Here is a 12,203-nt window from a genome sequence, read left to right as displayed (position 1 = left end):
CGCCGACGGCAATGAACCTCAGTGCGTTTTGCGCACGATGTTCAACCGCCTCCGGCCGAGACAATGTTCACCGCAAACGGAATCGCGTATCGGAACGCCGCCAGTTGATCTATTCTTATAGGCGCACGGAGTGCGGAAAAAGGGGCGGAGTCCAATGAAAAAGCAGGTTTATAACAGGAGTTATGTCACATGGCGGTAGGGATCCAGAGCAGAGGTTTCGCGCGTTGGTTGGCACCGGTATTGGCATTGTTGGTGGTCATGCAATTGACCGCCTGCGGCGATAAAGAGCCGGAACAGCGCAAAGCATTTATCGATTACTTACAGAATACCGTGATGCGCAGCGGGGCGAATATCCCCACGCTGAGCGAAGACCAGAAGCAGAAGTTCGGCAACTATGCCGGCGATTACGCGATTTTGGTCGGCTTTTCACAGCAGTTGTCCAAGTCGGTCGGCGCCAGCCTGACCCCGGCGCTGGATCAGATTAACCAGATCCGCACCGCACAGGACTATCTGAACAAACGCGATGCGCTGCAGCAATCGGTCGGGGCGTTGAACCTGCTGGGCCAGCAGATCCAGTCCGCCAAGTCGCAGGCGGATACCGCCCGCGCGGCGTTGAAACAGCCCGACGATCTGAAGGCGGTGTACAACCAGGCCTATGACAAAATCGTCACCGCGCCGGCCAACGCCCTGATGCCGGCGATCCCGACCACCGCCAGCTTTGTGCAGGATCTGGTGCAGGTTGGCGATTTCCTGCAGAGCCAGGGCAATCAGGTCAGCTTCAACAACAACGGCGTGCAGTTCCGTACTGCGCAGCAGGTGGCGCAGTACAACACCATGATGTCGAATCTGGTGGCCAAACAGCAGAACCTGGTGAATGCGCAGAAAGCCATTCAAAGCGTGACGCAATAACGCGCCTACGACGATCTACAGGCCGGCATTGCCGGCCTGCTTTATTTCCCCTCAGCGTTTCCAATAGCTTGCTGGTTTATTGCGCAGGCTTCTGTACTACACTTCAATTAACTCATTCATTCGGCAATGTAGTTTTCTTTCATTCATCACTTCGCTAGTTCCCGGCGGGATGAGTGCTCACAGGGAAGATCAAACAGAGCGTCGCGATCGGGCGCTGCAGTCAAAAATAAATTGTGATGTTTATCACAATTTAAAAACAAATCACCAAGTTAAAAATGTGACTGTTATCACTTTATTGTCGATTTTTGGGCGGTTTTTTTCTCACTGTGCTTTTTTTACACGTCATAAGTGTGATCTTTATCACTATAAATGAGGGTTTGTTGGGGTGTTGTGTGTGACTTGTATCACAAAAAATTCGTGAAGTTCGCGTGACAAAAACAGCGTGATAGAGTCCGTTTCGCATACAGCGGCAACACGGCTGGATCGTCACAACAATAATCACGCGCTCTATTGTCAGCGCGTAACAATAGGGGTGTGTTTTATGTTTTCACCAGACATCAAGGTTAAAGTGCAAAACTTTGGCCGCTTCCTGAGCAACATGGTGATGCCCAACATCGGCGCCTTTATCGCCTGGGGGATTATCACCGCGCTATTCATTCCAACCGGCTGGCTGCCGAATGAAACCTTAGCCAAGCTGGTCGGCCCGATGATCACCTATCTGCTGCCGCTGCTGATCGGCTACACCGGCGGGCGGCTGGTGGGTGGCGAGCGCGGCGGCGTGGTCGGCGCCATCACCACCATGGGCGTCATCGTCGGCGCCGACATGCCGATGTTCCTCGGCTCGATGATCGCCGGCCCGCTGGGTGGCTGGGCTATCAAGCATTTCGACCGCTGGGTGGACGGCAAGATCAAAAGCGGCTTTGAAATGCTGGTGAACAACTTCTCCGCCGGCATCATCGGCATGCTGCTGGCAATCCTGGCTTTCCTGGGCATCGGGCCGCTGGTGGAGGTGCTCTCCAAGCTGCTGGCGGCGGGCGTGCACGTGATGGTGAAGAACAACCTGTTGCCACTGGCGTCCATCTTCGTTGAACCGGCGAAAATCCTGTTCCTGAACAACGCCATCAACCACGGCATCTTCTCGCCGCTGGGTATCCAGCAGGCCACGGAAGCCGGCAAGTCGGTGTTCTTCCTGATTGAAGCCAACCCAGGCCCGGGCATGGGCGTGCTGATGGCCTACATGTTCTTCGGCCGCGGCAGCGCCAAGCAATCCGCCGGCGGTGCGGCGATCATTCACTTCCTGGGCGGCATCCACGAAATCTACTTCCCTTACGTGCTGATGAATCCACGTCTGCTGCTGGCGGTGATCCTGGGCGGCATGACCGGCGTATTCACCCTGACGATGCTGAACGGCGGCCTGGTTTCTCCGGCTTCCCCGGGTTCGATCCTGGCGGTGCTGGCGATGACTCCGAAAGGCGCCTACTTCGCCAACATTGCGGCGGTGTGCGCAGCCTTTGCCGTCTCCTTCGTGGTGTCTGCTTTCCTGCTGAAAACCTCCAAAGTGAAAGAGGATGACGATCTGGAAGCCGCGACCCGCCGCATGCAAGAGATGAAATCGCAGTCCAAAGGCGGCGCAGCGGCGCCAGCGTCGGTCGACGGCGATCTGAGCACCGTGCGCAAAATCATCGTCGCCTGCGATGCGGGCATGGGTTCCAGCGCCATGGGCGCCGGGGTGTTGCGCAAGAAAGTGGCGGACGCCGGGCTGAAGAACATCTCGGTGACCAACAGCGCCATCAACAGCCTGCCGGACGATGTGGATCTGGTCATCACGCACCGCGATCTGACCGAGCGCGCGATGCGCCACGCGCCGCAGGCCCAGCACATCTCGCTGACCAACTTCCTCGACAGCAAGCTGTACAGCGATCTGGTCGAGCGTTTGCTGGCGGCCAACCAAACCAGCGACAACCAGCAGAAGGCGCTGGATGACAGCGTCGAAGCCGGTGAGCCGAATCTGTTCAAGCTGAGCGAAAGCAACGTGTTCCTCAATCTGCAGGCCAGTGACAAAGAGCAGGCGATCCGCTTCGCCGGCGAGCAACTGGTGAAGGGCGGCTACGTTGAGCCGGAATACGTGCCGGCGATGCTGGAGCGCGAAAAGCTCACGTCCACCTACCTGGGCGAGTCGATCGCCGTGCCGCACGGCACCATCGAGGCTAAAGACCGGGTGCTGCGCACCGGCGTGGTGTTCTGCCAGTACCCGCAGGGCGTGCGCTTCGGCGATGAAGAGGACGAAGTGGCGCGCCTGGTGATCGGCATCGCCGCGCGCAACAACGAGCATATTCAGGTGATCACCAGCCTGACCAACGCGCTGGATGACGAGAGCGTGATCGAGCGGCTGGCGAATACCACCAGCGTTCAGGAAGTGCTGGACCTGCTCGGCGGCAAAAAAGCCGGATAACAGAATCATTTTAAAGGGTGCAGCTTGCTGCACCCTTCGACATTAAGAAGGTAGAGTTATGAAAGCATTACATTTTGGCGCAGGGAACATCGGCCGCGGTTTTATCGGCAAGCTGCTGGCGGACGCGGGCGTTGAGCTGACCTTCGCCGACGTCAATCAAACGGTGCTGGATCTGCTGAACAGCCGAAAAAGCTACTCGGTGCACGTGGTGGGCGAGCAAGAGCGCGTGGAGAACGTCACCAACGTCAGCGCCGTCAACAGCGGCGGCGAAGCCGCGGTGGCGCTGATCGCCGAGGCGGATCTGGTGACCACCGCCGTGGGTCCGCAAATTCTCGCCAAAATCGCCGGCACGATCGCCAAAGGACTGGTGCTGCGCCATCAGCAGGGCAATGTGCAGCCGCTGAACATCATCGCCTGCGAGAACATGGTACGCGGCACCAGCCAGCTGAAGCAGCATGTGTTCGCCGCGCTGCCGCAGGACGAGCAGGCATGGGTTGAGCAGCATGTCGGCTTCGTCGATTCGGCGGTCGATCGCATCGTGCCGCCGGCGGACAGCAGCGATCCGCTGGAAGTGACGGTGGAAACCTTCAGCGAATGGATCGTCGATCAGACGCAGTTTAAAGGCCAGCCTCCGGCGATCGCCGGCATGGAGCTGACCGACAACCTGATGGCCTTCGTCGAGCGCAAGCTGTTCACCCTCAACACCGGCCACGCGATCACCGCCTACCTCGGCCAACGGGCCGGGCTGCAAACCATTCGCGACGCCATTCTCGATCCGGCGATCCGCCGGGTGGTGAAAGGGGCGATGGAAGAGAGCGGCGCGGTGCTGATCAAACGCTACGGCTTCGACGCCGACAAGCACGCCGCCTACATCAACAAAATTCTCGGCCGCTTCGAAAACCCGCATCTGCACGATGACGTCGAGCGCGTGGGGCGCCAGCCGCTGCGCAAACTGAGCGCCGGCGATCGCCTGATCAAACCGCTGCTGGGCACGCTGGAATACGGCCTGCCGCATGCCAACCTGATCCAGGGCATCGCCGCCGCCATGAGTTACCGCAGCGAACAGGATCCGCAGGCGTTGGAGTTGGCGGAATTGCTGAATACGCTCGGGCCGAAAGCCGCGCTGGCGCAAATTTCCGGCCTGCCGGCGGAAAGCGAGGTTGTAGAAGAGGCCGTTGCTGTGTATAACGCCATGCACAAGTAGAATCGTGATGATGAACACCCGAGCGCAGCTTGCTGCGCTCCTGGAACCCGAGTTCGGCATCGACGGCCCTCCCCACGCCTTTCGAAAAGCGACGATGGAAGAAGCACAGGCATTTGAAAACCAGGTTCTGGAAAAGCTGAACGCGGGCAAAACGGTGCGCAGCTTCCTGATCGCGGCGGTAGAGCTGCTGGCGGAAGCGCTCAACGTGCTGGTGGTGCAGGTATTCCGCAAGGATGACTACGCGGTGAAATATGCCGTCGAACCGCTATTGTCCGGCAGCGGCCCTCTGGGGGAGCTGTCGGTGCGCCTGAAGCTGATGTACGGCCTGGGGGTGATTTCCCGCCACGAATATGAAGACGCCGAACTGCTGATGGCGATGCGCGAAGAGCTGAACCACGACGGGTCGGAATACCGCTTCGTCGACGACGAAATACTCGGGCCGTTCGGCGAGCTGCACTGTGTGGCCGCGCTGCCGCCGGTGCCGACTTTCCTGCAGCCGGGCGAGGCGGATGAAGCGCTGATCGCCATGCAGCGCCAGCGCTATCAGCAGATGGTGCGCTCCACCATGGTGCTGTCCATTACCGATCTGATCGCCGGCATCGGCGCCAAGCAACCCTCCCGGCTTTCTCCTCTCGGCCGCGGCTAGGCAAAGGCCGCGCGCCACTCGTCGAACAACAGCCACAGCGCGGTGGCGGCCATCAGCCCGGACATCACGCCGTTGAAGGCGCGCAGTTTCCAGGTCACTCGCAGCGCGTTGCGCAACCGGTCGCCCAGCACCGCCCACAGCAGCACGCACGGCAAGTTCAGCAGCGCGAAACCGGCGATGACCGACAGCGTATGGACGAAGGTGGCGCCTTCGCGCGGGGTGAACAGGATCGCCACGTTGATCACCATCAGCCAGGCCTTGGGGTTGACCGCCTGAAACAGCGCGCCGTTGAGCAGGCTCATCGGCTGCGCCTGCTCTTTGGCGTCCGGCGAGGCCGCCTGGAACAGTTTCCATGACAGCCACAGCAGATAAGCGCAGCCGATCACCGCCAGCGGCAGGCGGATGACGCCGGCCCAGCTCAGCGCCAGCGCCAGCAGCGGGATAATGATCGCCAGCTGTACCGCACAACCGATGCAGATGCCAAACAGCATCGGCAGGGTGCGGCGCAGGCCGAAGTTGACGCCCGACGAGGCCAGCAGCAGGTTGTTGGGGCCGGGGGTGATCGACATGACGGTGACGTAGCTGACAAAGGCGGAGTCCAGCATGGCAGGTTCCTTGAAAATGACGGTGATGACGAGAGATCAGCATAATCGCTGCAATGGGATGGTGACAGAACCACAAATCGGATATTGTCATGGTTACAGTTGTACAAAATGTAAACTGTACCCATTGCCTGGAGAGAAACTGTGACCCTGCTCGATGAAACCCCGGATACCCGTTACCTGCAGCTGGCGGACACGTTGGCCGAAGCCATTCGCCGCGGCACGCTGCAGCCCGGCGACCGCTTGCCTTCGGTGCGGCGCTGTGCGCAAACCCATCGCGTCAGCATCAATACCGTGGTGTCGGCTTACCGCACGCTGGAGGATCGCGGGTTGATCGAGGCGCGACCGCAGTCGGGGTTTTATGTCCGCAGCACGCTGCCGGCGCTGAAGATGGCCTCGGCGCCCTGCGGGCGCATCGAACCGCCGGCGGACGACGTGCTGGCGCTGATCGACACCGTGTTTGCCGCCCAGCAAAACCCGGCCTTCACCAACATTGCGTTGGCTTGCCCGCAGACCAGCGACTTTTATCCCGGTGGCAAGTTGGGGCGCATGCTGTCTTCTCAGCTGCGCCGCCAGCCGGATCTGATCGGGCAGTATCCGTTGCCGCCCGGCAGCCTGAGGCTGCGTCAGCAGATCGCCCGTCGCTCGATGACGCTGGGCATGCTGCTGGAGCCGGGCGACGTGGTGCTGACCCATGGCTGCATGGAGGCGCTGCAGCTGGCGCTGCGCGTCACCACCAAACCGGGTGACTGCGTCGGGCTGGAGTCGCCAACCTACTTCTATCTGCTGCCGCTGCTGGCCAGCCTGGGGCTGAAAGCGCTGGAAATCCCCACCGATCCGCAGTTGGGACTGTCGCTGGACGCGCTCGAGCTGCTATTGAACGAGCAGCGGCTGAACGCGGTGATCGCCATGCCGACGGTGCAAAACCCGCTGGGCTGCACCATGCCGCTGGCGGCGAAAAAGCGGCTGGCGCGGCTGATGAACGATCATCAGGTGCCGTTGATTGAAGATGGGCTGTATGCCGAGATCCAGTTCGGCGGCGCGCTGTCGCCGGCGGTGAAGGCGTTCGATCGCGACGGCTGGGTGCTGTTTTGCTCCAGCTTTACCAAAACGTTGGCGCCGGATTTTCGCGTCGGCTGGGTCTGCGGCGGCCGCTTCCACGAGGCGTTGCGCAAGCTGAAGGCGGTGTCGTCGATGTCAGAGTCGCAGCTGCTGTCGGAAACGCTGGCGACCTTCCTGGAGAGCGGCGGTTACGATCACCATTTGCGCAACCTGCGCAAGCGCTATGCGGCGCAGGTCGACGAGGCGCGGGCGCTGATCGCCCGGCATTTCCCGCGCGGCACGCTGGCCACGCAGCCGGCGGGCGGCTTCGTGTTCTGGGTCGAATTCCCCCCTGGCGTGGACAGTGTGGCGCTGTTCCATCAGCTGCTGGAGGAGCAGATCTGTTTAACGCCGGGCACCCTGTATTCGCCCAGCGGGCGTTACCGCAACGCGCTACGGCTCTCCTGCTGCTACCCGTTCAACGCGCGCTACACCCAGGCGTTGGCCCGGCTCGGCGCCAGGGCCTGCGAGATGAGCGGCTTGCCGCCCGGCATTGCGCAGGACGGGTAACGGCGCGCGCCTTTTGCTACAATGCCGGTATCATTGATTAGCGTGCCATTTTGGGCACAACGGGCCAGAGACCATGAAAGAGAAAGAAAAGGCAGAGATCAAGCGCCTGAGCGACCTGCTGGACGCCTTGAACCACAAAGACGCCACCGTGATCCAACAGGGCAACCCTGAGTTGATCGCGCAGCACACCAAAGAGAAAGAGAAACTGGCGACGGAGATCGAGCGCCTGAAAAACGTGCGCGGCGAGAAGCTGAGCGCCGAAGCGCAGAAGCTGAGCAAGCTGCCGTTCAGCCGCGAGATCACCAAGAAAGAGCAGGCCGATATGGGCGCGCTGAAGAAAACCGCGCGCGGGTTGATCGTGGTGCACCCGATGACCGCGCTGGGCCGCGAGATGGGCCTGAAAGCGGTCACCGGCTACGCCAAGAAAGCGTTCTGAACCCCTGGGCGTCAGACCTTGGTGGTGTAATACGCCTTGGTCTGATAGGGCACGGTGACCGTGTCCTGGCCCCGTAGCTCCTCTTCTTCCGCCACCAGTTGGCGCAACCGATCGATAACCTGCTCCTGTTGCGGCTGCGGCAGCGCGGCGATAAAGCTGGTTGAACGCACGCGGTTGTAGATCACGTCCTCCACCGCACCCCGATGGCCCAGCATAAACACCTGCTCCTGCAGCGGTTCAAAGCCTTTGAACGGGAAGAACTTGCGCCATTCGCCGGTATAGAAACGCGGCGCATCGCCTTCGTGGCTATCGACGATCTGATTCAGTTTGCGCACCCAGCCGACCCGCGCATCGCGCATGTTCCACACCAGACCGAGTTTGCCGCCGGGCTTGAGAATGCGCTGGATTTCCGCCAGCGCCTGCGGCGTGGCGAACCAATGGAAGGACTGGGCACAGACCACGGCATCGACCGACTCGTCCGGCAACGGGATCGCGTCGGCGGTGCCCGCCTGCGTTTTCACCTGCGGCAGCGCCGCCGACAGTTTTTCCAGCATTTGCGGCACCGGTTCGACGGCGATCACCTGCGCGCCGGTTTCCAGCAGGCGCGGGGTGAACTTGCCGGTGCCGGCGCCGAGATCGATGACCGTCATGCCGGCGTGCAGGCCGATGACGTCACGCAGCCAGACGGCGATTTCCGGCGGGTAATCCGGCCGGCCTTTCACATAGCGATCGGCATTGGCCTGATAGCCTTCGGCGGCGGCGTGATGAATCGAATGGGTCGGGGTGGTCATATACCTGGCTCCTGGCTGAAAAAACGTGCGGCTACAGTATAGGCGGAAGAAAATGTTTGACGCGGCACCCGGCGCACGTTTTTCATCTTTCCGCCGCCGTTTTCAACGGCCGAGCAGGCGGCGGTTGAAATCTTCGAGGCGCCCTTCGGCAAGCCGTGTGAGCATGGTCTTGCTCCAGCTGGCGGAGAGGCCGGCCACCGCCAACAGACGGCGATACTGTTCCGCGTCGAACGGCATGTGCCAGGCGATGGCGATGGCTTCGGCGACCGACACGTCGCTGTTGCGCGCCGCCAGCGCCAGCGGACGATCGCCGCTGACCGCGCCCGGCGACACCACCCGATACAGCCAGCCGCAGCGGCCGCTTTGCTGCATCAGCACCGAAATGTCCTCGATGGCGAAGTGATAATTGAGCTTGAAGCACGGCGAGCGCGGCTGGGTGACCTGGATCAGCGCCTCGCCCCAGCGGAAGATGTCGCCCATAAACACGTTGTGTTCGGTCAGCCCTTCGGTGGAGATATTCTCGCCGAAGGCCGGGGCGCAAAACTGCTCCGCCTGCGCCGGAAACTGCTCGCGCCAGTGGGCGTAATGCTCGCGCGGGTAGTGGCACAGCGCGCGATCCGGCCCGCCGTGATAGCTTTTCTCCGCCTGTTCGTCGCCTTCCAGCCCGAGCGGCGTGAGCCGGATGGCACCATCCACCTGGCGTTTGGCGATGGCGCTGGGGCGCCCGCCCTCATAGGGTTGAATGCTGCCGATGTAAACGTCTGGGTGATGCATGTGCGCCTCCGTGTCTCGCGTCGAGGGCTCAGCATAGCCTGAGTTGTTCTCGTACACTACCCGGCGTTTACCTGTACGGAAGGATGTGTTTTTCCTGTCTATATTTAGGCTTTTATCGTCGAGAAAAAACCATGCGTTTCATTGTATTGAGGCATGCGGAGTCAGAATGGAACCGCTCGGGGATTATTCAGGGGCGAAGTGACAGTCCGCTGACAGAAGAGGGGCGAAGTCAAATCGCTGGGCTTGGCGCTCGCTTGCAAATGTTATCGGTCACTTCGTTGATCAGTTCACCGACTGGTCGGGCTTTTACGACAGCGGAGACGTTGGCTGAGCGATGTGGCTGCACTGTGCAAATGGATGAGCGTTTGCAGGAGCAAGATTTTGGCCGACTGGAAGGATTATCTTATGCGCAGGCCATGCGCGATTATCCTGAAGCGACGCGGTGCCTCTTTGCCGGTAAGGCAGAGGCGTCGGCGCCGGGAGGGGAGAATGCTTATGAGGTTGCCTGGCGCCTGATGGCTTGTCTGTCCGATCTGGCTGTCGATGGACAAAATCAAACGCTTGGTGTTGTTACGCACGGCCATGCTCTGCAGGCACTGATTTGGTGGCTTAAAGGGGCCGACCCGCAGGAGGACCTTCGCAGATACGGTCATCGCAATTGCGGCTATGCAATGTTTGATGTGACCGCCTCTGGTTTTAATTTGTTGAATTGGGGAGTCGCGACCCACCTGTTGCCAAAAAGATAGGGCGAGGAACGGATATTCCTCGCCTGAGGGCGTCAGAAGGTGGTCCAGTTATCTTCCGCTGCGGCGTTGGCGGCCGCGGGTTTGACGGCTGGCGCTTTCGGCGCGGCGGCTTTGGCGGCGAGGGGCTCGGTCTGTTCCGCCAAGCGGAACACCGAAACGCTCTGCAGCAGCATATCGGCCTGCTCTTCCAGCGAATCGGCGGCGGCGGCGGACTCTTCCACCAGCGCGGCGTTCTGCTGGGTGGTGTGGTCCATCTCGACGATCGCCTGGCCAATCTGGGCGATGCCGCGCGTCTGTTCATCGGAGGCGGCGGCGATCTCGGCCATGATGTCGCGCACGTGGGTGACCGAACGGACGATCTGTTCCATGGTATTGCCGGTGCTTTCCACCAACTCAGTGCCGGTTTTCACCCGGCTGACCGATTCGGCGATCAGCCCTTCTATTTCCTTGGCCGCCTGGGCGCTGCGGCTCGCCAGGCTGCGCACTTCACTGGCGACCACCGAGAAGCCGCGGCCCTGTTCGCCGGCGCGCGCCGCTTCCACCGCGGCGTTGAGCGCCAGGATGTTGGTCTGGAAGGCAATGCCGTTAATCAGGGTAGTAATTTCGGCGATACGCTGCGAACTGCTGGAGATATCGCGCATGGTGCTGACCACGTTTTCCACCAGCTTACCGCCCTGTTGTGCGGTCTGCGAGGCGTCGGTGGCCAGTTGGTTGGCGTGATGAGCATTGTCGGCGTTTTGTTTCACCGTGGCGGTCAGCTGTTCCATGCTGGCCGCGGTTTCCTCGACCGCCGCCGCCTGCTGTTCGGTGCGGGAGGAGAGATCGGTGTTGCCGGCGGCGATTTCCGCCGAGGCGGTGGAGACCTGGCTGACCCCCATCTGGATCTTCTCAATCATGGTGCGCAGGTTTTGGCTCATCGCCGCCACTGCGTTCAGCAGTTGCCCCAGCTCGTCGCGGCGGGTGCTGGTCTGCGCCTGGCGCAGGTCGCCGCCGGCGATGCGTTCCGCCATGGCTAGCGTGCTGTGCAGCGGACGGGTGATCTGCAGCGTGATGCGCCAGGCGATAAGCACCCCGGCGATGATGGCGATCAGGGTGGTGACGCCCATCTGCAGCTGCGCCAGATTGATGTTGTTGCGCGTCTGCACCAGTTCGTCCTGCATAAAGGCGTTCACCAGCGTGCCGATCGCTTGCGCGCGTTCGCCGAGCTGCCGGCTGATCTGCTGTTCGTGCTCATAGGCCGGCAGGTAGGCCGCGATGCGGTTTTTGTAATCGTCCAGCGCGGCCAGCAGCGGTTGCAGCTGCGGGCGCTGCGCGTCGCTGACCCGGCGGCTCAGGGCGTTGGCCGCGTCGCGCGCGTCGTCGATGGCCGCCATCAGCGGCGCTTCGGTTTCCTTGTTCAGGCTCAGCAGCAGACCGCGCGCGCCGTAGCGCACCTGGGTCAGCTTCTGGTTAAGCTGGATGAAGGCCAGCTGCAGATCGCCGTTGGTGAGCTGACGCTCCACCTGGCTCAGGCTGGCCTGCACTTCCGACATGTTCCAGCTCTGGCGCACCGCGTCTTTTGCCGTGACCGCCTGCTCAAAGACTTTTTGCTGCTGTTGATATTCCCCGATCAGCGTCACCAGACGCTGCAGATCCTTACGGCTTTGGGCGTCCCAGTCCAGCGCCTGCCCCTGATCTATCAGCTTGACGGCATTTTCAATATTGGCGCGGTTGTTCTGCAGATACTCCGGCTGGTAGGTCTGGCCGTACATGGCGCGGTTGTATTTGGCCTGGTTGATCTCCTCGTTCAGCCGGTTGCTGAAGTCGATGCGATCGGCGCGGGATTCGATGATATGCAGATATTGCGCCCCGGTGCCGGCGATGACGACCGCCAACAGCAACAACAGCGCGAAGCCGAGACCGAGCTTTTTACCTACGGTGAGATGAGTGAACTTTCCTGCCAGTGCTTGCAATGCCGCCATAGCGTTTTTCCTTCTCCGGGCGAACGTCAATTGAACAAACCATCGGCAAGAAGTGGTCAAACTTTAGCGGA

11 protein-coding genes are annotated in these 12,203 nt (G+C 61.1%); 7 read left to right on the top strand and 4 right to left on the bottom strand.

Annotated elements, in window-relative coordinates; genetic code table 11:
- Positions 1 to 189 precede the first annotated feature (189 nt).
- From ACP39K_RS17755 to ACP39K_RS17740, 4 genes are all read left to right on the top strand, one after another.
- Positions 190 to 909 carry a DUF3053 domain-containing protein gene (locus ACP39K_RS17755; RefSeq protein ID WP_016929578.1) on the top strand — a complete coding sequence of 240 codons (720 nt, stop codon included), beginning with the start codon at positions 190 to 192 and terminating at the stop codon, positions 907 to 909.
- 541 nt (positions 910 to 1,450) lie between these two features.
- Positions 1,451 to 3,361 (top strand): PTS mannitol transporter subunit IICBA, encoded by a 1,911-nt coding sequence (locus ACP39K_RS17750; protein WP_497008734.1) that lies wholly within the window; start codon positions 1,451 to 1,453, stop codon positions 3,359 to 3,361.
- A 58-nt stretch (positions 3,362 to 3,419) separates the two neighbouring features.
- Positions 3,420 to 4,565: a mannitol-1-phosphate 5-dehydrogenase gene (locus ACP39K_RS17745; protein ID WP_497008733.1), complete on the top strand. Its 1,146-nt coding sequence runs from the start codon at positions 3,420 to 3,422 to the stop codon at positions 4,563 to 4,565.
- 94 nt (positions 4,566 to 4,659) lie between these two features.
- Entirely contained in the window at positions 4,660 to 5,211 is a 552-nt protein-coding gene (locus tag ACP39K_RS17740) for an MltR family transcriptional regulator (RefSeq protein WP_016929575.1), read from the top strand.
- Here ACP39K_RS17740 and ACP39K_RS17735 read toward each other — a convergent pair.
- On the bottom strand, positions 5,208 to 5,816 hold the full coding sequence (locus ACP39K_RS17735; RefSeq protein ID WP_497008732.1) for a LysE family translocator: 609 nt from the start codon (positions 5,814 to 5,816) through the stop codon (positions 5,208 to 5,210). The genes ACP39K_RS17740 and ACP39K_RS17735 overlap by 4 nt on opposite strands.
- A 141-nt stretch (positions 5,817 to 5,957) precedes the next feature.
- Here ACP39K_RS17735 and ACP39K_RS17730 point away from each other — a divergent pair, with 141 nt between their 5' ends.
- Together ACP39K_RS17730 and ACP39K_RS17725 are read left to right on the top strand one after the other, a co-directional pair.
- Positions 5,958 to 7,424, top strand: a complete 1,467-nt coding sequence (locus ACP39K_RS17730; RefSeq protein WP_497008731.1) for an aminotransferase-like domain-containing protein — start codon at positions 5,958 to 5,960, stop codon at positions 7,422 to 7,424.
- Positions 7,425 to 7,497: 73 nt separating this feature from the next.
- Positions 7,498 to 7,860, top strand: a complete 363-nt coding sequence (locus ACP39K_RS17725; protein WP_147881513.1) for a YibL family ribosome-associated protein — start codon at positions 7,498 to 7,500, stop codon at positions 7,858 to 7,860.
- A gap of 11 nt (positions 7,861 to 7,871) precedes the next feature.
- Here the strand turns inward: ACP39K_RS17725 and ACP39K_RS17720 are convergent, their stop codons facing one another.
- Together ACP39K_RS17720 and yiiM are read right to left on the bottom strand one after the other, a co-directional pair.
- Positions 7,872 to 8,651, bottom strand: coding sequence for a class I SAM-dependent methyltransferase (locus tag ACP39K_RS17720; protein WP_033639084.1), 780 nt, complete (start codon positions 8,649 to 8,651; stop codon positions 7,872 to 7,874).
- Positions 8,652 to 8,753: 102 nt separating this feature from the next.
- Entirely contained in the window at positions 8,754 to 9,425 is a 672-nt protein-coding gene (gene yiiM / locus ACP39K_RS17715) for a 6-hydroxyaminopurine reductase (protein ID WP_015376169.1), read from the bottom strand.
- A gap of 131 nt (positions 9,426 to 9,556) precedes the next feature.
- Between yiiM and ACP39K_RS17710 the strand changes: the two genes are divergently transcribed.
- The gene (locus ACP39K_RS17710; protein WP_497008730.1) at positions 9,557 to 10,171 is read left to right on the top strand and encodes a histidine phosphatase family protein; all 615 of its coding nucleotides are present in this window, start codon (positions 9,557 to 9,559) and stop codon (positions 10,169 to 10,171) included.
- A gap of 32 nt (positions 10,172 to 10,203) precedes the next feature.
- Here the strand turns inward: ACP39K_RS17710 and ACP39K_RS17705 are convergent, their stop codons facing one another.
- Positions 10,204 to 12,132 (bottom strand): methyl-accepting chemotaxis protein, encoded by a 1,929-nt coding sequence (locus tag ACP39K_RS17705; RefSeq protein ID WP_033639082.1) that lies wholly within the window; start codon positions 12,130 to 12,132, stop codon positions 10,204 to 10,206.
- Positions 12,133 to 12,203: the final 71 nt, after the last annotated feature.

This window comes from Serratia sp. EC4 (genome assembly GCF_059652115.1).
Note: the sequence above shows the minus strand (reverse complement) of the source record. Positions and strands in the feature narration are given on the sequence as shown.